General features: G+C 64.8%; 16 protein-coding genes. 3 read left to right on the forward strand and 13 right to left on the reverse strand.

The window, feature by feature from the left end:
• Positions 1-216 precede the first annotated feature (216 nt).
• From grpE to ahcY, 8 genes are all read right to left on the reverse strand, one after another.
• A complete protein-coding gene (grpE, locus tag C8N35_RS03925) occupies positions 217-873 on the reverse strand; it encodes a nucleotide exchange factor GrpE (protein ID WP_107988274.1) in 657 nt (218 codons plus the stop codon).
• A 235-nt stretch (positions 874-1,108) separates the two neighbouring features.
• The gene (trxA, locus tag C8N35_RS03930) at positions 1,109-1,429 is read right to left on the reverse strand and encodes a thioredoxin TrxA (RefSeq protein ID WP_107988275.1); all 321 of its coding nucleotides are present in this window, start codon (positions 1,427-1,429) and stop codon (positions 1,109-1,111) included.
• A gap of 103 nt (positions 1,430-1,532) precedes the next feature.
• Positions 1,533-5,027: a double-strand break repair helicase AddA gene (gene addA, locus C8N35_RS03935; protein ID WP_107988276.1), complete on the reverse strand. Its 3,495-nt coding sequence runs from the start codon at positions 5,025-5,027 to the stop codon at positions 1,533-1,535.
• Positions 5,027-8,134 carry a double-strand break repair protein AddB gene (addB, locus tag C8N35_RS03940; protein ID WP_107988277.1) on the reverse strand — a complete coding sequence of 1,036 codons (3,108 nt, stop codon included), beginning with the start codon at positions 8,132-8,134 and terminating at the stop codon, positions 5,027-5,029. Before addB ends, addA begins: the two co-directional genes overlap by 1 nt.
• Positions 8,135-8,208: 74 nt before the next feature.
• On the reverse strand, positions 8,209-8,943 hold the full coding sequence (locus tag C8N35_RS03945; RefSeq protein ID WP_107989067.1) for a nucleotidyltransferase family protein: 735 nt from the start codon (positions 8,941-8,943) through the stop codon (positions 8,209-8,211).
• 55 nt (positions 8,944-8,998) lie between these two features.
• Positions 8,999-10,510 carry a tRNA (adenosine(37)-N6)-threonylcarbamoyltransferase complex ATPase subunit type 1 TsaE gene (gene tsaE / locus C8N35_RS03950; protein WP_170122016.1) on the reverse strand — a complete coding sequence of 504 codons (1,512 nt, stop codon included), beginning with the start codon at positions 10,508-10,510 and terminating at the stop codon, positions 8,999-9,001.
• A gap of 136 nt (positions 10,511-10,646) precedes the next feature.
• Complete coding sequence (locus tag C8N35_RS03955; protein ID WP_245926650.1) at positions 10,647-13,316, reverse strand: sensor histidine kinase; 2,670 nt, start codon at positions 13,314-13,316, stop codon at positions 10,647-10,649.
• Positions 13,317-13,579: 263 nt separating this feature from the next.
• Positions 13,580-14,974 (reverse strand): adenosylhomocysteinase, encoded by a 1,395-nt coding sequence (ahcY, locus tag C8N35_RS03960; RefSeq protein ID WP_107988278.1) that lies wholly within the window; start codon positions 14,972-14,974, stop codon positions 13,580-13,582.
• 288 nt (positions 14,975-15,262) lie between these two features.
• Here ahcY and C8N35_RS03965 point away from each other — a divergent pair, with 288 nt between their 5' ends.
• Entirely contained in the window at positions 15,263-16,585 is a 1,323-nt protein-coding gene (locus C8N35_RS03965; protein ID WP_107988279.1) for an SAM-dependent methyltransferase, read from the forward strand.
• A gap of 131 nt (positions 16,586-16,716) precedes the next feature.
• Here the strand turns inward: C8N35_RS03965 and C8N35_RS03970 are convergent, their stop codons facing one another.
• From C8N35_RS03970 to C8N35_RS03990, 5 genes are all read right to left on the reverse strand, one after another.
• Positions 16,717-17,016, reverse strand: a complete 300-nt coding sequence (locus C8N35_RS03970) for an HPr family phosphocarrier protein (protein WP_107989070.1) — start codon at positions 17,014-17,016, stop codon at positions 16,717-16,719.
• 86 nt (positions 17,017-17,102) lie between these two features.
• On the reverse strand, positions 17,103-17,504 hold the full coding sequence (locus C8N35_RS03975; RefSeq protein WP_107988280.1) for a PTS sugar transporter subunit IIA: 402 nt from the start codon (positions 17,502-17,504) through the stop codon (positions 17,103-17,105).
• Between the two features lie 350 nt (positions 17,505-17,854).
• Positions 17,855-18,358 (reverse strand): HPr kinase/phosphorylase, encoded by a 504-nt coding sequence (locus C8N35_RS03980; protein ID WP_107988281.1) that lies wholly within the window; start codon positions 18,356-18,358, stop codon positions 17,855-17,857.
• 14 nt (positions 18,359-18,372) lie between these two features.
• On the reverse strand, positions 18,373-20,154 hold the full coding sequence (locus C8N35_RS03985) for a stimulus-sensing domain-containing protein (protein ID WP_281261771.1): 1,782 nt from the start codon (positions 20,152-20,154) through the stop codon (positions 18,373-18,375).
• A gap of 154 nt (positions 20,155-20,308) precedes the next feature.
• Positions 20,309-21,007, reverse strand: a complete 699-nt coding sequence (locus tag C8N35_RS03990) for a response regulator transcription factor (RefSeq protein WP_107988283.1) — start codon at positions 21,005-21,007, stop codon at positions 20,309-20,311.
• 327 nt (positions 21,008-21,334) lie between these two features.
• On the opposite strand from C8N35_RS03990, the gene C8N35_RS03995 reads away from it, so the two are divergent.
• Complete coding sequence (locus C8N35_RS03995) at positions 21,335-22,078, forward strand: HugZ family pyridoxamine 5'-phosphate oxidase (protein WP_107988284.1); 744 nt, start codon at positions 21,335-21,337, stop codon at positions 22,076-22,078.
• Positions 22,079-22,408: 330 nt separating this feature from the next.
• Positions 22,409-24,025: a phosphoenolpyruvate carboxykinase gene (locus tag C8N35_RS04000; RefSeq protein WP_107988285.1), complete on the forward strand. Its 1,617-nt coding sequence runs from the start codon at positions 22,409-22,411 to the stop codon at positions 24,023-24,025.
• The last annotated feature ends 79 nt before the right edge of the window (positions 24,026-24,104 follow it).

The following is a 24,104-nucleotide window of genomic DNA, read 5'->3' on the forward strand; positions in this document are numbered from 1 at the left end:
AACCATGATGATTTCACGGGTCTGGCGAGCCTGACCGGGCCGCCATCGCGCCGCGTGCTGGCGAAAGAGGATCATTCAAGATGGCGACACGGCCGCCGGGCCTTTCCTGAAGCCCGACAACACACGGGATCGTCATCTTGAAGAAGCGCGCCAGCTCCTTTCGAAGAAGGGGGCAATCGCACCTGTCCCGCATCTTTCGCTCTCGCGAAACGCGGCTTACGCGGTCTTGTCGATTGTCTGGCCGGCTTCACCTGCGCCTTCGGGCTTCGATGGCGCCTTCGGGCCGCCGCGCGCCACGCCGACCATGGCCGGGCGCAGAACACGCTCGCCGATGACATAGCCGGTCTGGACCACCTGCACGACCGTGCCGTTCGGCACCTGGTCGTTCGGCACCTCGAACATCGCCTGGTGGAAATTCGGATCGAACTTCTCGCCCGAAGGATCGATCTGCCGCACGCCGTGCTTTTCAAGCTGGTTCAGCATCTCGCGCTCGGTCATCTCCACGCCTTCGAGCAGCGACTTCAAGCCGTCATCGGCGTTGGCGCGCATCTCTTCCGGTACGGCATCGAGAGCCCGGCGCAGGTTGTCGCCGACATTGAGCATGTCGCGCGCAAAGCTTGCGACCGCATAGGTCTTGGCGTCGGAGATTTCGCGTTCCGTGCGCCGGCGAAGGTTCTCCATCTCCGCAAGCGTGCGCAGCATGCGGTCCTTCATCTCGGCGTTTTCCGTTGCAAGGGCGTCGGCATCGATCGGGCCGTCATCGTTGGCCGCACCCGATTGTCCAGCTTTCGGGCCGCCAGCAGCGCCGCGCGCATTCTCCTCGGCGGGATCCAACGCGGCTTCGTTTTCGGTGTTCTTGGCTTCGTCGCTCATAGTGTCCCCGTCTTGGAAACGGCAGGAATAATACCGATTGTGGCTCGCATTTGAGGGTTCCGGCACAGAAAATCAAGTCCGTATAGCCGGCGAATTCCGCGCAAGTGGCTGTCAGCACCACAAAGCACAGCATAAACGCAAAGGCCCCGGCGCCGTTGGCACCGGGGCCTTTCAGGAAAACGCGACCGTCGATCGGGCTTGCTTCAGCAGGATCTGCCTCCGCACGAACGACCGATCAGAGAGCGCTCTTGATCCAGTCCGCCAGCCGGCTCTTCGGCGCCGCGCCCACCTGGGTGGCGGCCAGCTCGCCGTTCTTGAACAGGAGCAGCGTCGGGATCGAGCGCACGCCATACTTGATCGCCGTGTTCTGGTTCTCGTCGACGTTCAGCTTGGCGATCTTGACCTGCCCTTCCATCTCGCTGGCGATCTCGTCGAGCGCCGGTGCGATCTGCTTGCAGGGGCCGCACCATTCCGCCCAGAAATCGACGACGACAGGCTCGGAAGAATTCAGCACATCCGTATCGAAGGACGCATCGGTGACCTTTTCAGTCGCCATTGGAAAACCTCTTCGGTTTGAGGGTCGCGCAACGCGACCCGTGTTGGGCCAAAAGTAGGAAGGCGGGCACGAGGCGTCAAGCGAACGCACCGCGACAACACCGTCAGGCCATGACAGACAATCCCTTCACGGCGGAAACGAGCACGTCTTCAGGGATCTCCATCAGACGCGGGGCCTCGGTCCACAACAGAATCGCCCGCACTTTGCGGTCAGGATAGAGCCGCGAGACGAGCATGCGATAGACCGCGAGCTGGGCGACATAATCATCCGAAACCGCTTCCAGCAGTAACGGGGGATCGGCGTTGGTCTTGTAGTCGATGATGAGCACGTCACGCGAGGTGGCGACGAGCCGGTCTATCTGCCCGGAAACGGCAAAGGTCTGCCCCTCGCCATTGACGAGCGTCCCGACGATCGGGACCTCCGCCCGGCTGCCGGCAGAAAAAACCGCTGCGAAAGCCGGATCATCGAGCACCGCGAAAACTTCGCGCAAAAGTGCGTCACCGCGATCAGCAAAGTGCTCATCGAGCGCGCTTTCGAGCAGGCTCCGTGCCCGCTCGCGCCGTTCCGACGCGTCGATATCGGGCAGCGACTGTAACAATCTGTGGACGATCTGTCCGCGCACCAGTCCCCAGTGGCCCGGATCGAGCGCGGCGGCCAGCGCGTGGCGCGGCTCCGGTTCCTCGATGGAAACGGCCAGCAGATCGACAGCACGAGAAGGGGCGAGACGGCGCGGCAGTCGGTAGGCATCGGCCGTGCGCGTTGCCCAGTCCGGGAGCGGCGCGGTCGCTTGCGGCGCGCGTTCCTCGTGCTCGCGCTCCTGGTGCGAAGTCTGATCCCTGTCATCGGGCGTATCGCCGGTATACGGCCTTTCCTTGTGCCAGCTGCGCGCCACCACCTCCCCGGCCGCATCGCGGGTCTCCTGCGCGCCGGGCGACAGAGCATGGTCCACGAGAGCGTGCCAACAGCCCTCCGACGGACCGCGCGACCCGGCGAAACCGCAAACGACCAGCCGGTCGCGCGCGCGCGTCATCGCCACGTAGAGAAGCCGGCGATATTCCTCTTCCGCCGCCTCCCGCACGGCGCCGATCGCCTCCGCATGCCATGCGGTCTGATCGCCGGACGCGGGCTTCCAGACGAGGGCCGGTGCCGCAATCGGGTCATTGGACAATGAAAAAGCGAGCACGTCCGGATCGTGGCCGTGATGGGCCGGCTTGCCACCCGAATCGACCAGAAAGACAATCGGGGCTTCCAGCCCCTTGGCACCGTGCACCGTCATGATGCGCACCGCGCCGCCGGCACCCTCCATCTCGCGCTTGATCTGGGTCGGGGCGGCGGTCAGCCAGGCGAGGAAGCCCTCGAGCCCCGGCACGCCGGTGCGTTCGTAATCGAGCGCGAGGTTCAGGAATTCATCCAGAACGTCATCGACCTCCTGCCCCAACCGCTCGCGCATGCGCCGGCGCCCGCCATCGGCACCCAGTATGCGGGCATAGAATTCATAAGGAGGCACGAAGTCCGCCCGCGCCCGCCAGTCCTCCAGCGTCGTGAGCGCGCCTTTCCAGATGTTCTTGCCATCGGCGCGCGCGCGCAGCGCCTGCCACAGGGTGCGTTCGCCGCGTTCGTACGCAATCTGGAAGAGATCATCGTCACCGAACCCGAAGAGCGGGCTCTTCAGCAGCGCGGCAAGCGACAGGTCGTCCTCGGCGAGCAGCACGAAGCGGCCGAGCGCGACGAGATCCTGAACCGCGATGTGTTCGCTCAAGGTGAGCCGGTCCGCGCCGGCCACGGCGACACCCGCCACCTTCAGCGCGCGGTTGAGGGCCGCGACGAAGGCACCACGTTTGCGGACCAACACCAGTACATCGCCGGCGTTCGCGGTTCCCTCGTGCTGCCAGCCGGCGACGGTGGCGGCGATGCGCTCCGCGACGCGGATCATCGGGCTTCCCGGCCCCGCGTGATCGAGCGGTCTTTGCCAGTCGTCGGGCGGCTCGGTCTTTTCCTCCCACGCCATTGGCCAGATCTCGACAAGCCCCGGATCGTTGCGCCGGACGGCCTCGTGTACCGGCGCCTCGCCATCACGCGAGAGCCCCTTGCGCACGGCCTCGTCGGCAAAGACGAGATCGACCGCCCCCAGCACATCCGCCGTGGAGCGGAAGGAGAGCGTCAGCCGCACATCGTGAAAGAGGCCGCCGCCCTCACTCGCACGGCGCTGGAAATAGCGCCGCATTTCCGCGAAATAGGCGGGTACGGCGCCCTGGAACGAGTAGATCGACTGTTTCTCGTCGCCCACGGCGAATAGCGTGCGGGTAACGGAGCGCGCGCCCGCGCCGGCGAAGAACTCCTCGGCAAGCGCGCTTATCACCTGCCACTGGCGCGGGCTGGTGTCCTGCGCCTCGTCGACCAGAATGTGATCGAGGCCCTGATCGAGCTTGTACTGCACCCACGCGGCCGCCTCGCGGGCGGATAGCAGATTGGCGGTCTTGACCACCAGATCCTCGAAATCGAGCAGCCCACGCTGGCGCTTGTCGCGCTCATAGTGCTGAAGGACGGCATCGGCGAGCCGCATCAACGCACCCGTCCCCTCCATGGTTACAATGGCCCGGCGGCGCTCGAACAGCGCCACGAGACGCGCCGCCTCGTCTGTGAGCCTTGAGACGACCTCGGGAAAGGCCTGCTGGATCGCCTTTGTCGCCGAGGTCTTTAACGGCTCGCCTTTTTTGGTGAGGAAAGCGGACAGATAGGCGCGGCGGCGCTCCTCCTCGGAAGAGGCGGAGATCGAGGCATCCAGCGCCTCGGCCTTGGCGAGATCGGTCTTGGCGCCGGTCCTCAGCGCCTCGGCGATCGCCTTGCGGCGTTCAGGCTCGATGCCCCCGTTCAGAATTTCGGCGTCGCAGGCGGCGACCGTTTCGCCGGGGGCTATACCGAAGGCCGCCGACAGGGCCACCAGCCCGTCTTCCAGCGTTCCCGCCTCCACGATCCAGCGGCGCAGATCGTCACGCTTGGCGATGACGGCGTCGACCACGTCGGCCACCTTGCCGTCGGACATGAGCGCGATGAGGCTGGCGAGCGCACGGCCGAGCGGGCCGTCCTCGTCCTCGGCCGCCTGGTGGAGCACCCGGGCGCGGGCCTCGGCCAGCAGTTCGTCCTGCACGCGCTCGTCGAGCACGGTGAAGTGCCCGGCGACATTCGCCTCCAGCGGAAACTGATGGAGAAGCGATTCGCAAAAGGCGTGGATCGTCTGGATCTTCAATCCGCCGGGCGTTTCCAGCGCAGTCGCGAAAAGCCTGCGGGCTCGAGCGAGCTTGTCGGCCCCCGGTTCGGGCTCGCCCATGTCGGTGATGGCGGCCACGAGCGCCTCATCGTCGAGCGAGACCCATGTCGCCAACGTATCGAAAACGCGCGAGGCCATTTCCGCCGCCGCCGCCTTGGTGAAGGTCAGGCACAGGAGGCGCGAGGGATTGGTGCCATTCAACAACAGCCGCACGACCCGGCGGGCGAGCACGAAGGTCTTGCCCGCGCCGGCATTGGCGCTCACCCATGCCGAAGCTTCGGGATGAGAGGCGTTGCGCTGACGCTCCAGCGTGACGGCCGGGATTTCCATCAGCTCTCCCCCTCCTCGCCAACCGACCATTCGCGCACCCGCGCCAGATGATCGTAGTCGCCGTCCATGCGGCCTTCGAATTTCGGGCGTGCGCGCGAGAGATAGCCGGTCTCCGGCCGGTCATAGGCGCCGATAAGTCCCGTCAGACGTTCAAACGAATCCTCCGCCAGGTCCGCGAGATCGACGTCTTTGGATTGCGCCGACTTGTATTGCCCCGGCTCCGTGCCACCGGAAAGCCGGATATAGGCGATCTCGGAAACGGGGGTGTCCGCCGGAATGTCCTTGAAGCCGCCGCGCACCGCCATGGCGGCTTCAAGCGGCAGCTGCGGCGCGAAGAGGCTCGCCACCTCCTTGGCAGATGGCGGCGTGCCGGTCTTGTAGTCGAGCAGCACGAGCGAACCGTCCTCCGCGAGGTCGATGCGGTCGGCACGGCCAGTGAGGAAGAATGGGCCGGCGGGCCCCACGATCTCCACACGTCCGGCGACTTCCGGATGGCGAGCCGCGATCCCGCTCCGTCCAGCCTCGAATTCCAGGACGAACCAGCCGGCGATACGTTCGAAACGCGGCCACCAGAGCGCATGGATCTCGGGAAAGGCGGCTAGGGGCGCGAAGCGTTCGCGTCCAAGTTCAAGGAGTCTGTCGAGGGCGGCCTGATCGAAGAGGCGGCGCCATTCATCGATGAAATCGGCGAGCACGTCGTGGATCAGCGTGCCGCGTTCCGCCGCCCCGGGAACGCCGCCGAGCGGGTCGACCGGATCGAGCTTCAGGATATCGCGGGCAAACAGCGCGTAGGGATCGCGGATCCAGGTTTCCACGGCGGTGACGGAAACCTTGCGCGGGCGCGCTTCGACCGGCGGTTTCGGCCAGGGCCGCGCGGCCGGGCGCACAGGCCCACTGGCGGCATCGAGCGCGCGGGCCCAGTCGAGAAAGCGCACGCCCCGCACCTCCATCGCCTTCGCGGTCTGATTGCCTGCCAGCGTCAGCACCCGCTGAAGCCAGCGCGAGGCGACCGTGGGGGCGGAGCCCGAACGCGCCGCGCGTGAGAGAACAACCCGCCGCGCGCCAAGCCCTTGCGCAAAATCATGGGCGGCGAGGCCGATGCGCCGTTCCGGCGGTTCCAGCCCGACCTCGTGCTTCATCGGCCGGTTGAGCCAGGGATCGTTGCGGGTGGTTGCGGGCCATGTCCCTTCGTTGAGCCCGGCCAGCAGCAGCACGTCGGGCCAGTGAAGACGCGCCTCAAGCGGCCCCCAGATATGGATGCGCGGATCCGCCGGCGCGCGGGTATGAACGGGGACACCGGAGATCAGCGCATCGAAGACGGGCGACCAATCGGCGGCCGGAATGGCGAGGCCGGCAGTGCCCGCCTCGACAATCCCCGTCAGCGCACCGGCAAGCGCCTCGCCCGCCTCACCGGAAAAGAGAGCGATGTCGGAGCCTGTCTCATCGGCTGCGAGCGCCTTCAGGCAGGCTATGGTGCGCTCGGCGAGGATCTCGACCGGCACCAGCCCGCGCCCTTCGAAAAGCTCCTCCAGCGGCCTCAGAGCCCCGGCAAGACGCCGACAGAGATCACGCGCCTCGCTCCACTCCGCTTCCGACAGGCGGCGCCAGCGCGGCAGACGGGTGGCGACGGCGGCCTCCGCTTCGGCCGCATCGAGCGCCTCCGTCAGTCCCCGCGTGCCGTGCCGCGCCCGAGGCCCGCGCAGGATCGCACGCTCCAGAGCCCGTGTGGCGTTGCGAATGGAGGCTGCCGGCAAGGACAGTCGGCAGAGAGGGTGCTTCAGGAGCGCCAGCAAGGTGACCGGCTCCAGCCCGTCGAGTGCCGCGGCAGTGGCGAGCCTTGCAAGTGTCGCCGGCGGAGACCGGTCAAGCGGCTGGCCAGCGCTGTCGTCGACGGCAAGATCCCATCGCCGCAATTCACCGGCAACCCGGCGCGCCAGCATCCGGTCGGGCGTCACCAACGCGGCCTGACGGCCCTCATGGACCGCCTCGCGTAAGGCGAGCGCCAGAGCCAGAGCCTCTTCCGCCTCGTTGCGGGCAACGATCAGCGACACCTCGGCAAAAGCCTGAGGCGCACGCTCGATGACGGGCTCCTTCAGGAACTCCCGCCAGGCGTCGGTCGTCTCTGCCGGGCGCAGCGCCTCGGCGGCGATCATTTCGCGATCGGCAAGATCCGACGAGGCGGGTCCGGTGAGATCCACCACCTGACCGCGATCCGCGTCCAGATGCATCAACAGCCGCTTCAGCCCGTATTGCGGGTGGGAGGGAACGGGGTCGGTGACGTCGGTCAGAGCCCGCCAGACGGCCTCGTCCATGGCGCGGTCGAGCCCCGGCAGGATGACGGCTCCCTGCTCCAGATGCGCCACGACCTTGATCAGATCGGCGGTGGCCGGAACGGAGCCCGTGGAACCAGCCACGATCACCGGCCCTTTGGGCGGGTTTGCCGCAAGCCGGGCCGCCTCGCGCCGGATAAGCGCGGAACGGCGGGCATTGGGATCCATGCAGCCGTTTTCGGCCAGATAGGCGGGCCAGATCTCGGTGGCGATCTTCAGGAATTCCAGCGTGATCTGCCAGTATTCTGCATAGTCATCGGGAACCAGCGACTGGATCGCGGACCAGTCCGCCTCCTCCGTCTCGATCTGGTCCATAAGAGAGAGAAGATCGCCGGCAAGCCATGCGGCATCGGCGGGCGATGCGGGAATGGCGATCGTCTCGCCGGGCTTGAGCTTCAGGATCTCGCGGCGGACCTTCGTGGCCCAGGCGAGGATCAGCCGGGTCATGGCGATCCTCCGCTCCATGTCGCTCATGGCGGGGGGCAGCGGCTCGAGGTCGGCGCTCGCGTGCAGCACCAGTTCGCTTTCGTCAACGCCGCCGAGCGGGCGTATGCGCGGCAGCAACGCCACATGGCCACCGAAGGCACGCTGAAATGCCTCGCGAATGGAGCGCGCCGCGCGTCGTGTCGGCAGGTAGATGGTGGCGTCGGCCAGCGCCAGCGGATCGCGGCCGGGCGCAAAGTCCGGCACCATCGACCCGTCGAGAAGACGGTCGACCAGCGTGTCCAGAAACGGCGCGGTCGACGGGATCGTGAAAAGGCGCGGTTCGGCCGGCATGGTCGCTCCCAAAAGGAATCAGCACCGGGAGCTTAGGGTATTTCGCAGGTCGGCCGAAACGCCTCTTGCGACCCTCAGGCCGCGCTTTCGCGGATCTTGGTTTCGGCCTTGGCGATCGCATCGGGCGTGCCGACGTGCAGCCACAGACCATCCATGCGCACGCCGTAGAGCCGGTCTGCCTCGATCGCCTTGTCGAAGAGCATGTTCAGCGAAAAGGCGCCTTCGGGGGCACCCTCGAAGAGGCGCGGGTGAAGAAGAGCGGTGCCGGCATAGACGAAGGGCGCCACCTTTCGTTCCTCGCGCCGCGCGAGCAGACCGTCACGCTCCATGACGAAATCGCCCGGGCCGGCATATCCCACTGTCTCGACGGTGGAGGCGAGCATCAGCAACGCCTCCATCCGGCTTTCATCCCAGGCCTCGAACATGACCTCCAGATTGGGTCTGGACCCCTCGATCCAGAAGCTGTCCGAATTAAACAGCAGAAAGGGATCGGGACCCAGCTTGTCGAGCGCTCGGACGATACCGCCGCCCGTCTCCAGGAGCGCGCCGCGCTCGTCCGAGATCTCGATCTTCGGCGAGGAACGCCGGGCGAGATGAACCTCGACCAGATCCGCCAGCCAGTGGACGTTGACCACCGCCGTCTCCACGCCCGCATCGACCAGCCGGTCGAGACTGCGGTCGATCAGCGCCTTGCCGGCGACTTCGACGAGCGGCTTGGGTGTCGTGGCGGTCAGCGGGCGCATGCGCTTGCCGAGACCGGCAGCAAGGATCATCGCCCGTTTGGGGCGGAACGTTTTCTTTTCAGTCATTTCTTCAATCTTCGAAGGCCGTTTTCCGGCCTCATCCATTTTCCGTCGCGGATTTCTATCGCGGTGCGAATCGATCGTACCAGAGCTTTATGTCGGAAAGCTCCGGGTGCGAAAGGGAGCGTTCCAGATAGGCAAAGAGCCGCGGCATGTGAACGAGATAGCCGGGCTTGCCGTCGCGCCGGGCAAGGCGCGTGAAGATGCCGATGATCTTGGTCACGCGATGCGCGGCCAGAATAGCGTAGTCGCGCCGCAACGCCGCTTCGTCGAATTCCGGATCCCGCGAACGGCGGATATCGACATAAGCCTGCACCAGCACCTGCTCCAGTTCGGCGGGCACGGTGACGCGCGCGTCCTGCGCGAGCGAGGCGAGGTCATAGGCTTCCGGTCCGATCACCGCGTCCTGGAAATCGATCAGTCCCAGCCGGTCTCTGCCGCCCGCCTTGCCGTTGCGCCAGATCAGGTTCGGCGAATGATAATCGCGCAGCACCCACGTCGTCGGCGATGTTTCCATCAGGCAAATCAATCGGTCCCAGCCCTTCCGGAAGACAGTGGCGGCGTCTTCGGAGACCGGCGCGCCGGTGACATCGGGCACGTACCAGTCGAGATAGAGTTCCGCCTCTATCATCAGGGCGTCGCGATCGTAGCGGGGCAGACAGTAGCGCGAGCCTTCGCCGACAGGAACTTCGCCCGGCCAGACGCGGGCATGAAGGTCCGCCAGCAATTCCACCGCTGCTTCATAGCGCTCCGCGATCGGAGCCCCGTCTGCAACGATCGCGCCGCGCCCCAGATCCTCGATCAGCAGGAAGCCTTCCTCCAGATCCGCGGCATATATTTCCGGTGCCCGGAACCCCGCGTTGCGCAGGGCCGTGCCGATCGCAACGAAGGGGCGCACATCTTCCGCCAGATGCGCGATGCGGCTGTAAGGCTTTCCCTCGCGCACGGGCGGTCCGTCGGGTCGGGCCGGTGCGTTCATCGCGATGGCGTGGCGCGCCGGCGTATCGACGGTCTCGTAGCGCCTCGCCGATGCGTCCCCTTGCAGAAAACGCCGGGTCGCATCTCTCCAGCGCGCATTGTGGAGAAAGGTGCGCAGCTGAAACGTGCGCGGAAGACGCTCCGCCCAGTCTCCGGCATCGGCCGAAAAGGTCGCGACGCGGGAATTGGCATCCGCGCCCGGTTCCAGCACCAGCCAAAGCGTATCGGCCGGCAGCATTCCCTCCGCCCGCTCCGGCCATTCGATGAGAACCGCCCCTTCCGCCAGCATATCGTCAAGACCAAGCTCCACGATTTCTTCCGGATCTTCCGTTCGGTACAGATCGAGATGCGCAACGGGGAAGCGCGCAAGATCGTATGGCTGGACGAGCGTGAATGTGGGGCTTGGGACCTCAAGTTGCGGATCGTCGGCAAGGATGCGCAGCAGGGCCCGGGCGAGAGTCGTCTTGCCGGCACCGAGATCGCCGTGCAACGCCACCGCGTCGCCCGGGCGCAAGATCATGGCGAGATCTTCGGCCAGACGATGCGTGGCGGCCTCGCTGGCAAGATCGACACGCAGGGGGCTCAGGTTGGACACGGCGGCTTTCTCGGGCGTTGTTGGAGCGTGCAAGCTTATAGCGCGTGTCTGATCCTGCGGTGAAGAGCAGGACACCAGTCAGCGGGGGCCGGCGCGGCGGCTTGCGAATGCCACATGCGGGAAGTCCGCAGCGCCGCTACTCGGCCGCGTCGCGCTCCGGCACCTTCGGCCTTTGCGGGAACTTGGCAACGACCGTGGTGCCAACGTTCTCCTCCGACTGGATCTCCACCGCCCCGCCGTGCAGTTCCACGAAGCTCCTGACGATGGCGAGCCCGAGGCCCGCACCGCGCCGGCGGGAGCCGGAAGTGTGGCCGACAAAGCGCGAGAACACGCTGTCGATGTGTTCCTTGGCGATGCCGCAGCCATGATCACGCACGACGAACCTGATCTCGCTGCCATTGCGGGTGCAGGCGAGTTCCACGACGCCACCTTCTTCGGAATAGCGGATCGCGTTGGATATCAGGTTGAAGAGCACCTGACGCAGACGCCGCTCGTCCGCGACGAAGGCGCCGATATCATCCGGCACGTCGACGCGCAGGTCGATATTGGCATCGACCAGACGATCCTTCACGCCTTCGATGGCGCCATCGACCGCATCGGCGATTTCGACCTCGCCCAGATCAAGTTCCATGATGCCGGCATCGATGGTCGCGAGATCGAGAATGTCGTTGATGATCGCCAGCAGCGCGGACGACGACGACATGATGTAGTCGGTGTATTCCGACTGTTTCGCCGTCAGCGTGCCGAACTTGGGATCGGACAACAGCTGGGCGAAACCGATGATATTGGTCAGCGGCGAGCGCAGCTCGTAGGAGACGTGCTGGACGAAGGTATTCTTGAGCTGGTCGGCCTCGCGCAGGGCCTCGTTCTTGTCCATCAGCGCGCGCTCGACATTGACCGAATCCGTCACGTTGACGAAGCCGACCAGCGTGCCGCCGTCGGGCAGCGGCACGGTGGTGTAGTCGAGCACGTTGCCGTCGGGGCGCTGCATGCGGCCAGAGGCGCGCGCGCGGTTGTCGGCCAGTCCGGTGATAGTCGTCGTCAGCGCCTTCCAGGCATCGGGATCGGGGAAGAGCCGCGCGCAGGTGCCGAAGACGGTCGAGACGTGCGGGCTCTCGCCGAGATCCTCATCGCAGAGCCGCCAGAAGGAGGCGAACGCGGGGTTCCAAAGCCTGAGCCGTCCGTCTGAGCCAAACACGGCGACGGCCTCGGTCAGGTGGTCGAGCGTCTCCCCCTGCACGCGGATCAGCGCGTTGTAGCGGCTTTCCAGTTCGATGCGCTCGGTGACGTTCTCATAGATGTAGGTGACGCCCCCCTTGGCATGCGGGTTGGCAATAACGCGCAGCGTCTGGCCATCGGGCAGATGCCACCACACTTCGCGCGGCTCCAGCGACTGGTAGCTCTCCAGATGCTTCTTCTGCCATTGCCGATAGTCGGCCTGTTCGGGCAGCTTGCGCGCCGCGCGCATGGCGTCGAGCACCGCGCCGTCGTCCGGTCCGCTTTCCAAGAAGGCGGGATCGAGGCCGAACAACGTCTGGAAGGCAGCGTTGTGGAACTGCAGGCGGCGATCGGGGCCGAAGATGGCGACGGCGGTGGCGAGCTGATCGAGCGTGCGGGCGTGAAATTCCACCGTACGCTTCAGTTCCCCGCGCATCTGTTCCAGTTCGGACGTATCGAGCGCCATGCCGGCACTGCCGGAGGAACGGGCGATATCGATGACATCGAAGACGTGCCGGCGGCCGGCGGCGACGACCGGCAGGCGGGACTTGAAGCGGCCGTCGTCGTCGCGCTCCTCGCTCATGGCACGCCGACCGGCGGCATCGAGAAGCTCGATATCCTGTTCGACCGCGTTTCCGGCTTCAGCTTCCACCGCGGCCGCATAGGCGCGGTTGACCCACGAGATGTGACCTTCGGGATCGCGCAGCCAGACGGGACCGTCCAGCGCATCGAGCAGCGCCTTCAAGGTCGTCATGTCGGAGTTGAGGCGGGCGTGATCGTGCGCGAGGTCCGCGTGACGAGCGCGCTCGCCTGTCAGGTCGCGCAGCCGCAGCACGGCCCAGCCGCCGGCGGTACGGCCCGATGCCTCGATGAAGCCGCCCTGACGGGCCTGCAGCGTCAACGTGAAGGCCGTGCCGTCCTCGCGCAGCGTCTCAAGAAGCCCTTCCAACCGCGCGGCGCTATCGGGCTTGAGCCACGTTCCGAAGGCCAGCAGCGAGGCCGGGCTGCGCGGCGCACCGCTCGCCCCGTTGAGACCCCCGAGCACAATTGCTTCCGCCTCACGCGAAGGCCAGACGACAAGGCGCTGGTCGTCCGTATCCAGAACACCTTCCAGCCTGTCGAGGCGCAACTTCAGGTCGCCGTTTTCCGTGGTCAGCCGTTCGATCTGACCCTGGGCACGGCGACGGATGCGCATCATGCCGGCGGCACTGGCAACGCCGAAGGCAATGGCGCCGACAAGGGCGGCGAACCAGATCACTTCCAGAGAATTGAGCGGGCCGGAAAGATCCGAAAAACCCGGCAGCGCGGCGGCCGCGGGAAAGGCCAGACCACCAAGGACGGGAACAGCGACGGCAAGGCTCGTCGAGGAACGCAGAGTGCGGATGACAGACCGGCGGAGACCATGAGCCCGCGTGCGCGCGGCGCCATTCGCACCCCTGCACGGTTCAGTGCGCGATCCATCGGCGCACTGTTCCATGCGGACAATACGAGGTTCGACGCTTGCCGCGCCGCCTTCCTGAATGTCACATGGAATCCGCCCGTGCCGTGCCGCATTGGTGCGCGCACGGATCTTGCCGCAGTCCGGCATCGAAACCGTCCCCTCCGCCGCTGGAGGCGTAATTGAAACCCCGAATCCCGTCGCCGTCTGCCTCGTGCGGCGTGTGATTCGCGTTACCATAACGCGTTTGGGAATCAGGCAGAAGAGTACCAACCCCTAAAACAAAAAGCGGAGCGCGCCTGTGACGCACTCCGCGAGTCAATCCCGGGGTTTGAGTCAGGCCGGAGCAGTGGAAAACCCTTGGACAACCAATAGCGTTGCCGCGGTGCCCACAATCCCTGGCCCGAACCCGATCAGTATTTGTAGAGTTCGCTCTTGAACGGGCCGGTCTTTTCGACGCCGAGATAGGCGGCCTGGTCGTCGGAAAGCACGGTCAGCTTCGCACCCAGCTTGTCGAGGTGCAGACGGGCGACCTTTTCATCCAGGTGCTTGGGCAGGACATAAACCGAGTTCTTGTACTGATCACCCTTGGTGAAGAGCTCGATCTGCGCCAGCACCTGATTGGTGAAGGAGGCAGACATCACGTAGCTCGGATGACCGGTGGCATTGCCGAGGTTCACCAGACGGCCCTCGGAGAGCAGGATCATGCGCTTGCCTTCCGGGAACTCGATCAGATCCACCTGCGGCTTCACGTTGGTCCATTTGTAGTTCTTCAGGCTTGCGACCTGAATCTCGTTGTCGAAATGGCCGATGTTGCACACGATCGCCATGTCCTTCATGGCGCGCATGTGGTCGATCGTAATGATGTCCTTGTTGCCCGTCGCGGTGACGAAGATGTCGGCCGTGGGGGCGACTTCGTCCAGCGTCTTGACGTCGAACCCGTCCATCGCGGCCTGAAGGGCGCAGATCGGATCGATCTCGGTGACGACGACACGTGCGCCGGCACCAGACAGGCTCTGCGCGGAGCCCTTGCCCACATCGCCGTAGCCGCACACGACCGCAACCTTGCCGGCCATCATCACGTCGGTGCCGCGGCGAATGCCGTCGACGAGCGATTCACGGCAGCCGTAGCGGTTGTCGAACTTCGACTTGGTGACGCTGTCATTGACGTTGATCGCGGGGAAGGGAAGCTCGCCGCGCTTCTCCATCTGATAGAGACGCATGACGCCGGTGGTGGTCTCTTCCGACACGCCCTGGATCGAGTCGCGGATCTTCGAGTACCAGCCCGGGTTCTTGGCCAGACGCTTCTTGATCGTGGCGAAGAGGGCTTCCTCTTCCTCGTTGGACGGCTTGTCGAGGACGCTCGGGTCCTTCTCCGCCTTGGCGCCGAGCAGGATGAGCATGGTGGCGTCGCCGCCATCATCCAGGATCATGTTGCAGGGCTCACCCTCGAACTCGAAGATCTTGTCGGCGTATTCCCAATACTCTTCCAGCGTCTCGCCCTTCACCGCAAAAACCGGAACGCCCGACTTGGCGATTGCCGCGGCAGCCTGGTCCTGGGTGGAGAAGATGTTGCACGAGGCCCAGCGCACTTCCGCACCCAACGCCACCAGCGTCTCGATGAGGACGGCCGTCTGGATCGTCATGTGCAGCGAGCCGGCGATGCGCGCGCCCTTGAGCGGCTTGGATGCACCGTATTCCTCGCGAGCCGCCATCAGGCCCGGCATTTCGGTCTCGGCGATGTCGATCTCGGTGCGGCCCCAGTCTGCAAGGGCGATGTCTTTGACGATGTAGTTGGTCGCGGTCATGAGAATTCCTGTGGTTGCGTGAACCGGAAATGGACGGAACGGGGCGCAGCCCCTCCACGTCCTGCGGCCGGAAGCCGGCCAAAACGATCGGCCGCGTTATAACGCCGATAGGGAAATGCGGCAATAAGGATATAAAGATTTCTTTATATTGATGGCCGAGACGTTAATTTCGCATGGCCGGCGTAGAGTTGCCCCCGACAGGCCGTCGCCATTTCCCCCACCAGGAATGCTAGAAGGACTGGATGGCTCGGCTTGTGGCCTCACAGTTTTGGAATAGGGGATAGCGAAATGAACGAGACGACGGAACGGCAGGGCGACGCGCGGCTGGCGGGTTCCTTGCGTCAGCTCATCGCAATGGTGCGAGCGAATCTCGACGCGCATTTTTCGCTTCGCCTGTGGGACGGGTCGGTCGAGCCGCTGGGACGTGATGTCGTTCCCGGGCTGATGCTAACGATCAACGAACCCGGCGTGCTGCCCTCGCTGCTCCGCCGGCCGTCGCTGGACCGGCTGATCCGCCACTACGCGCACGGCCATATCGACATCGAAGGCGGCACGATCATCGACATCGGCGCCCCCTTCGCGCTCGACAAGTCGGCGCGGCGGCAGTTGCGGCGCGTCGGCAAGCTGGCACTCGCCAAGGCGCTTTGGCCGGTCCTCATCGCGCGCGCCATTTCCCCCGACGAGACGCGCGGCTTCGGCGCCGCGGCCGACGGCAAGAGCCGTCAGACCAGCGACAACAAGCGCTTCATCAACTTCCACTACGACGTCGGCAACGATTTCTACGACCTCTTCCTCGATCCCGAGATGCAATATTCCTGCGCCTACTTTCCCACGCCCGAGACCGAGCTCGAGGCGGCGCAGCTGGCCAAGATGGACATGACCTGCGCCAGGCTTCGACTGAAGCCCGGCGACCGGCTGCTCGACATCGGCTGCGGCTGGGGCGGACTGCTGTGTCACGCGGTGCAGCATTATGGCGTCATCGGACACGGGGTGACGTTGTCGGAGGAACAGCTCGCCTTCGCGACGGCCAAGGCCAAGCGCCTGGGGCTCGACGACCGCATCACTTTCGAACTGAAGGACTACCGGCATCTCGACGGCACGTTCGACAAGATCGTCTCTGTCGGCATGTACGAACATATCGGGCTCGACAACATCCCGACCTATTTCGACACGGTGCGCCGATTACTGCGGCCCGACGGACTGTTCCTCAACCACGCCATTTCGCGCCGCGCCAAGCGCAAGCGTCACCGGCTGATCAAGCGGTCGGAACAGCGCGCCTTGCAAAAGTATATTTTTCCCGGCGGCGAGCTCGACGATATCGGCCACACAGTGATGGAAATGGAGCGCGCGGGCTTCGAGGTGCAGGATGTCGAGAACTGGCGGCGTCACTACGAGACGACAACGCGGATCTGGTGCGAACGGCTGACCGCGCGCCGCGCGCAAGCCGAAGCGCTGGTCGGTCCCGAACTCTACCGGCTGTGGGTCGCCTATCTGGGTGGCTGTTCGCTGGCGTTCCACCGCGGCTCGGCGCGAATCTACCAGACGCTTGCAACCCGGAGTGCGAAGGGGATACCGCCGCTGCCCCCGACGCGCGCAGATTTGTACTACTAGCGCCTTGATTCTATGGAGAATTTATCGAGACGGAAGGAAACCTTCCGTCTCGTTTCATCCCCCAGAACACCAGGCCTGAAAGTGGAAACCGGTTTCGGGGCCGATGCCAAAACAAGAAACTGAAGAGCCGCTCAATCCGTCTCGCCGAACCCCTCTTCGACCAGCTTCGTGACCGCCTCCAGAACGGCTTCGGCTTCCCTGCCCGCGACAGCCACATGAATGCAGCAGCCGGGGCTGGCGGCAAGCATCATCAGACCCATGATCGAGGTGCCTCCAACCGTCTGGCCGTCCCGCGAGACCTCCACCTGCGCGTCGAATTGCTCGACCAGCTTCACGAGCTTGGCCGAGGCGCGCGCATGAAGCCCGCGCCGGTTCACAATCCTGAGATCGCGTTCCTGCTCGGGCTTTTCGATGCGGCCGTGGCGGGACATGTCGTCCACTTCCGCCTCTTCGGCCAGCGCCGCCTGCTGTTGCTGCCCGGCGGACGGGCGATCATCATGCATCACGGCGCAGCCTCCTATTGACCCGACAGAACCTGACTGGCGACGGAGATGTATTTCCGCCCTGCCTTGCGGGCCTGTTCGACGGCGTCGGCGAGCGTGGTGTCGGCCCTGACACTCGCCAGCTTGATCAACATCGGCAGGTTCACGCCGGCGACCACTTCAACGTTCTTGCCTTCCATTACGGAGATGGCGAGGTTGGAGGGTGTCCCGCCGAACATGTCGGTGAGCAGCACGACGCCCGCGCCCTCGTTGACCCTCTCCACGGCGGCCAGGATATCCTGACGCCGTTGCTCCATGTCATCGTCGGGACCGATGGAGATGGTCGCGATCCGCTCCTGCGGACCCACCACATGCTCCAGCGCCGACTTGAATTCCTCTGCCAGTCGCCCATGCGTGACGAGGACGAGACCTATCATTGCTGACCCGCTTGCTTGTTTGTCGCCGGCGCACCGGACCGCTTGAGGCTATGGTCCGGCCAGAAGCATCGGCCGAAATCCCGGCGCACCCAGTGTCTCAGACACATCGCCCGGCCCGACATCAGATACTCCAACGCACAGCCCCCTAACGTTCCGCGTATCGCCGCCATTCCCGGTCCCGCCAGCTCGGCTTTCGAAGCCCGGCCCGGCACCGTTGGCCTGTTTTTCGGAACGCTCATCTTGGCGAGGCTTCGCCGCAGTGCAAGAAAAATCGCCAGCCGACCGGTCAAATTTCGTGCGACTGCGGCCATGGAGCCGGAGAGATGCAGGAAATTGCGGATAAAGTCCCTTCAAGGCATCCCGGCTTGTGTGCCCAATCGCGGCGCAGGAACGGGCGCGCGCCCGTGCAAAGAATGCTGCAACGCGGCCAGGGTCAGTGCCATGGCCTGCCCGACATCGTGTTCGGGCGCCGGCTGGCGCGCAAGCGTCACCCCGTTGACGACAGTGCTCAAGGTGTCTTGCTCCGGCATGCGGACAATCGTCTTGGCCGGAACCAGGTCGACCACGAGACGTACAACGGCGGCAGGCAGATAGGGCATGGGCCGGATGCCATGTCCGCGCTGTTCGATCAGACCGGCAATCGCCGGCGGCACCCGGGCAACGAGCCGTCCCCCGGAGACCTCAAGCGCGACACGATCATCGCCGACAAGCGCGGCGAAGTGTCCGGCTCCTTGCGCATGTTCCACCAGCGAAAGGCCCAGAGCCGACTTTCCAGACCCCGACGGTCCACGGATCAGCACGCCGGCGGTTCCGATAACGACGCAGGTGGCGTGGGTTGCTGCGGTAATGCGCATGGCCGGGGCCTTTCTCAGGAAATCCGGTGGGCGGGCAGGCAAACGGTGAAACGCGCCCCCAGTATCCGCTCATTTCCTTCCCTATCCGTTTCCACCCTGTTGCTTGCGGTGATGGTGCCGCGATGCGCCTCCACGATCTGGCGCGAAATGGAGAGCCCGAGGCCGGAATTGTTGCCGAATTCCTCGCCCTCCGGACGGTCGGTATAGAAGCGCTCGAAGATGCGCTCGGCGACGTCCGGCCGGATGCCGGGCCCCTCGTCGTCAACCGTGATGATGATTTCGCGCCCCTCGCGCCTGGCGGTCACGGTGACGTGGCCATCGGGTGGAGAGAACGAACGGGCGTTGTCGAGCAGGTTGTTGAAGACCTGGCCCATACGCGACCCGTTGCCGCGCACCTTGAAGGCATGCGTCTCGCGCGGCTTGACGAGGTCGAGCACGACCTGCGGCTGGCCCTGGCGACGCACCTGCTGGGCAACGTGGACGATCCCCTCCAGCAGTTCGGCGATGTCCAGCGGCTCGGAATTGGAACGGGCCAGTTCGGCGTCGAGGCGGGAAGCGTCGGAAATGTCGGAGATCAACCGATCGAGCCTGCGCACGTCGTGCAGGATCACGTGCAGCAGGCGTCCGCGCGAATCCTCGTTGCGTGCCAGCGGCAGGGTTTCCACCGCGCTCCTCAGCGAGGTCAACGGGTTCTTGAGTTCGTGCGAGACATCAGCCGCGAAGCGCTCGATCGCGTCCATCCGGTTATAAAGTGCGTTTGTCATGTCGCGCAGCGTGCGCGCGAGATTGCCGATCTCGTCCTGCCGGCCGGCGAATTCGGGGATCTCCTGACGCGAATCGACGCCGCGACGCACCCGCTCGGCGGCTGCCGCCAGCCGGCGCACGGGACCGGCGATCGTGCCCGCAACGAGCACCGCGAGCACGGTGGTGACGATGGCGGCAACGAGAAAGACGCGCAGAATCGCCCATCGTTCGGCAGCGACGATGTCGTCGATATCCCCGCCCTGGGTCGACAAGAGCAATGCCCCGAGCACCGCGCGAAAGCGCTGGACCGGCACGGCGACGGAGACGATCAGTTCGCCCTTTTCCGAAACCCGGACGATGGAGGCCGGCGACCCGCCAAGGGCGGCCACCACCTCCGGATAGCTGCGGCCGCTGCCGCCGCCGGCTTCCTCATAGAGTGGCAGATCACCGCGACGCAGCCAAAGCTTGATCTTCTGCCAGATGCTCTCCAGCCAGCCGGTCGTGTCTTCCTTGGTGGAGGGCAGGTCGAAGCGCAGGATCTGTCCGCGCGCGTAAAGGTGGCGGCTGTCGAGGATCAGCGTCCCGTCGGGATCATAGATGCGCGCGCGCGTCTTGGTGGGGGAGATCAGACGCCGCAGCACCGGTGCAACGCGCTCGGGATTGATCGGAAAATCGAGCGCGCGCGACTGCTCGTCATTGGGCGAGAGGCTCTCGCCGGCCTGAAGCTCCAGCAGCTTTTCCGGATCGATGGTGATGGCGTCGGTGTCGACCGTGGCCGACGCCGCGATCGCGCCTGCGATGATCTGCCCCTGTATCAGCAGGCTCTGGACGCGCGCATCAATCAACCCCGCGCGGAACTGGTTGAGGTAGAGAATGCCGGAAGCGAGCGCCAGAAGAGCCGCTAGATTGAGGACGACGATGCGTCGGGTGAGACTGGAAAAGACGTAGGTGGAGAGCACCGAGCCCACGCGCACGAGCAACCGCCGCCGCACCCTGCGGCGTTCCACGCGGCGCTTTTCGCCGGCATTCGCGGCTTCGGTGCGCGTATCGATGGTCGTCACTCCGGCTCAGAAACGTCATTCGGCTCGCGGAACCGACCACTGGTGACAGCGGCAGGCCGGTTTTGCCGCGCCGACACGGGTCAAGTCAATCTCCGCCCGGCAGGCGAGCACCTCACGAGAAACCGGCAGGACCGAACTGGATCGTTCAGCCCTCGCGGAACCGGTAGCCGACGCCGTAGAGCGTCTCGATCATGTCGAATTCCTTGTCGACAACCTTGAACTTCTTGCGCAACCGCTTGATGTGGCTGTCGATGGTGCGGTCGTCGACATAGACCTGATCGTCATAGGCAGCGTCCATCAGGGCGTTGCGGCTCTTGACCACGCCGGGACGCTGGGCGAGCGAATAGAGGATGAGGAATTCGGTGACGGTCAGCGTCACCGGCTGGCCCTGCCAGGTGCAGGTGTGGCGCTCCTGATCCATCACGAGGAGGCCACGCTCCAGAGTGCGGGCATCCTCGCCCTTGGGGGTGGTCGCATCGCGCGGCTGGGCACGGCGCAGGACCGAACGCACCCGTTCCACCAGCAGGCGCTGGGAAAAGGGTTTGCGGATAAAATCGTCGGCGCCCATCTTCAGGCCGAACAACTCGTCGATCTCATCGTCCTTGGAGGTGAGGAAGATCACCGGCATGTCGGTACGCTGGCGCAGCCGCCGCAGCAACTCCATTCCATCCATGCGCGGCATCTTGATGTCGAGGATGGCGAGATCGACCGGATCTCCCGTCAGCCCGTCAAGCGCAGAAGCACCGTCGGTATAGGTCTGCACCCGGTAGCCTTCTGACTCCAGGGCGATAGAGACGGACGTGAGAATGTTGCGGTCGTCGTCCACAAGAGCAATCGTGGGCATGAGGCGAGCCTGTTTTCCTGTTCTATCAAGAATACCGTCTTCCGGTCGCGTTTGGCGACTAAAATGCGAACAAATTAAGGCACATGCCCCGGAGATCGATTGAGTGCAGCTCGCACATATGCATTAAACAACTGGAATCAATAGGCAAATTCAAAACAAAGCGAAAAAGCCGCATGAGAGGCTTTGTCCGCGTCCGGTCCTGAGCGCGCTCGGCGGCTCGCCGCTTTTCATTGAACACGCGCACCGCGCTGGACACGGGCTGCGCGCATCGCCGATCCTTCCGGCGACGTATTCCCTGCCCGCCCCGAACGGAGCCCGAACGCCGCGATGAACGAGACAGACGATTTCCAGCCGATTACCGCAGCACGCAAGATCCTGCGCAGCGCCGCAACCGGGGCTCTCGCCACACTCGAGGTTGAGGGCGGCGCACCCTACGCCTCGCTGGTTACCGTGGCCACCGACTTCGAAGGCGCGCCTGTGCTCTTGCTGTCCGATCTCGCGCTTCACACCCGCAACCTGAAGGCGGATTCGCGTGTGAGCCTCCTTCTGGAGGAGCGCAACGCCTTCGAGCCGTTGCAGGGCGCCCGGCTGTCGCTTGCGGGAACGATCGCCCGCGTGGACGAAGACGCCCGCGTCCGCCGCCGCTTTCTTGCCCGCCACCGGGATGCGGAAGACTATGCGGGCTTTCGCGATTTCGGCTTTTACCGGGTGACGGTCGAACGCGGACACCTTGTGGCCGGGTTCGGCAGGATCAATGACATCGCGGGCAAGGATCTGCTGAGCGACGTCGCCGGCGCCGATGCACTCGCCGCAGCGGAAGAAGATATCGTCTCGCACATGAACCAGGACCACGGTGACGCGTTGACCCTTTATGCGACACGGCTGATCGGGATGAAGGGAGATGTCGGTGAGGAAGGCTGGATAATGACCGGTTGCGACCCGGACGGGATCGACCTTCGCAACGGCGACGGACAACACAACGTCCGCCTCGCCTTCGAGAGATCGGTAACGGACGCCTCCGGGATGCGCACGATGCTGGTGGCATACGCAAAGACAGCCAGGCATCGTTGAGCGGTCAAATTCTTTACCGCTACGGTACTCAAAGGAAGACGACCACAACTAAATCGATTTAGACGCCTGATTATGTTGAGGCCGAACCTTGTCCGCCGCAGAACGATCAACTAACGTCGCGCCACTTGGCAGCCCTTAGCCGGGTCTGCCCGGAACCGGGAGGGACAAACACGATTCCGCTCCCCGCATCGCGCCGCAGCGTGTCGCGGCACGACGCCTGCAAAACAACAAAACGGCCATAGGTCGGGTCTTGGTCTCAGGTGTGTCAGGAACCGGAACAAGAAGAAAATCCGGGCAGGAACGCGCAATGCAATCAGGGTATCTTCGAAGATGAAAGAAACAGGACTTCGCAACGCAGCCAGGGGCGCGGACCTTGTAGGTCTGACCAGCGCTGCCGGAGTGCACTGGAACCTGCTGGAACCCAAACTCTATGAGGAAGCCATCCGTCGCGGCGAAGGCGAGATGGTCGCCGGTGGTGCCTTCGTTGCCGATACCGGCCAGCACACCGGCCGCTCGCCGAAGGACAAGTTCGTCGTGGAGGACGATCTCACCCGCGACGTGGTATGGTGGGAGAACAACCCGCCCATGTCGACGGCCCACTTCGACGTGCTGTTCGAGGATTTCCGCGCCCATGTGGCCGACCGCGAGCTCTTCGCCCAGGATCTCTATGGCGGTGCCGACACGACCCACCGCATCGCCACACGCGTCTATTCCGAATACGCCTGGCACAACATCTTCATCCGCAACCTGCTGCGCCGGCCGGACCGCAGCGAGCTCGCCGGTTTCGACCCCGAGTTCACCATCATCGACCTGCCGAGCTTCCGCGCCGATCCCGCGCGTCACGGCTGCCGGTCGGAGACGATCATCGCCTGCAATTTCTCAAAAAAGGTGATCCTGATCGGCGGGACGGAATATGCCGGCGAGATCAAGAAGTCGGTCTTCACGATCCTCAACTTCCTGCTGCCGCCCAAGGGCGTCATGCCGATGCACTGCTCGGCCAATGTCGGTGACGCGAACGACACGGCGATCTTCTTTGGCCTGTCGGGCACCGGCAAGACGACGCTCTCCGCCGATCCCACCCGCACACTGATCGGCGACGACGAGCACGGCTGGTCGGAAACCGGCGTCTTCAACTTCGAGGGCGGCTGCTACGCCAAGACGATCAACCTGTCGGCGGAAGCGGAGCCGGAGATCTACGCCACCACCGGACGTTTCGGGACGATCCTGGAAAACGTCGTGATCGATCCGGAGACGCGGCTACCGGATTTCTCCGACAGCACCAAGACCGAGAACACCCGCTGCGCCTACCCGATCCACTATATCCCGAACGCCTGCCCGACCGGGCTGGCGCCGCAACCGAAGAACATCATCATGCTGACGGCGGATGCCTTCGGCGTGATGCCGCCGATCGCCAAGCTGACGCCTGCCCAGGCGATGTACACGTTCCTGTCCGGCTATACTGCCAAGGTGGCGGGCACCGAGCGCGGCGTGACCGAGCCGCAGGCAACGTTCTCCACCTGTTTCGGCGCGCCCTTCCTGCCGCGTCATCCCTCCGAATACGGCAACCTGCTGCGTGATCTCATCGCCCGATACGGCGTCGACTGCTGGCTGGTGAACACCGGCTGGACCGGCGGCGCCTACGGCACCGGCTCCCGCATGCCGATCAAGGCGACGCGCACGCTGCTGTCGTCCGCCCTTGACGGGTCGTTGCGGAACGTGGAGTTCCGGACCGATCCGAATTTCGGCTTCGAAGTGCCGGTGGAGGTACCGGGCGTCGACAGCTCGATCCTCGACCCGCGCTCCACCTGGGACGACAAGGACGCCTTCGACACACAGGCGAAGAAACTCGTACAGATGTTCATCGACAACTTCGCGCAGTTCGAGGACCACGTCGACGCCGCCGTGCGCGATGCCGCACCCAGCGGGCACAAGGCTGCGGCCGAATAAGGCCGACCCTCATTCAAGATCACGACAGGCGTCCGGAGGGATCCGGGCGCCTTTTTCGCTTCGGGACGAGACTTGCCCA

Origin of the sequence: Breoghania corrubedonensis, assembly GCF_003053845.1 — a bacterium.
Classification (GTDB): Bacteria; Pseudomonadota; Alphaproteobacteria; order Rhizobiales; family Stappiaceae; genus Breoghania; species Breoghania corrubedonensis.

Coding starts and splice junctions, on each gene's coding strand:
- C8N35_RS03990 (WP_107988283.1), bottom strand. CDS start 21,007: ATGCCCACGATTGCTCTTGTGGACGACGACCGCAACATTCTCACGTCC.
- C8N35_RS03980 (WP_107988281.1), bottom strand. CDS start 18,358: ATGCGCATTACCGCAGCAACCCACGCCACCTGCGTCGTTATCGGAACC.
- ahcY (WP_107988278.1), bottom strand. CDS start 14,974: ATGACCGCGACCAACTACATCGTCAAAGACATCGCCCTTGCAGACTGG.
- C8N35_RS03995 (WP_107988284.1), top strand. CDS start 21,335: ATGAACGAGACAGACGATTTCCAGCCGATTACCGCAGCACGCAAGATC.
- C8N35_RS03970 (WP_107989070.1), bottom strand. CDS start 17,016: ATGTCCCGCCACGGCCGCATCGAAAAGCCCGAGCAGGAACGCGATCTC.
- C8N35_RS03975 (WP_107988280.1), bottom strand. CDS start 17,504: ATGATAGGTCTCGTCCTCGTCACGCATGGGCGACTGGCAGAGGAATTC.
- C8N35_RS04000 (WP_107988285.1), top strand. CDS start 22,409: ATGAAAGAAACAGGACTTCGCAACGCAGCCAGGGGCGCGGACCTTGTA.
- addB (WP_107988277.1), bottom strand. CDS start 8,134: ATGCCGGCCGAACCGCGCCTTTTCACGATCCCGTCGACCGCGCCGTTT.
- trxA (WP_107988275.1), bottom strand. CDS start 1,429: ATGGCGACTGAAAAGGTCACCGATGCGTCCTTCGATACGGATGTGCTG.
- C8N35_RS03965 (WP_107988279.1), top strand. CDS start 15,263: ATGAACGAGACGACGGAACGGCAGGGCGACGCGCGGCTGGCGGGTTCC.
- C8N35_RS03945 (WP_107989067.1), bottom strand. CDS start 8,943: ATGACTGAAAAGAAAACGTTCCGCCCCAAACGGGCGATGATCCTTGCT.
- addA (WP_107988276.1), bottom strand. CDS start 5,027: ATGGAAATCCCGGCCGTCACGCTGGAGCGTCAGCGCAACGCCTCTCAT.
- C8N35_RS03955 (WP_245926650.1), bottom strand. CDS start 13,316: ATGCCGGACTGCGGCAAGATCCGTGCGCGCACCAATGCGGCACGGCAC.
- grpE (WP_107988274.1), bottom strand. CDS start 873: ATGAGCGACGAAGCCAAGAACACCGAAAACGAAGCCGCGTTGGATCCC.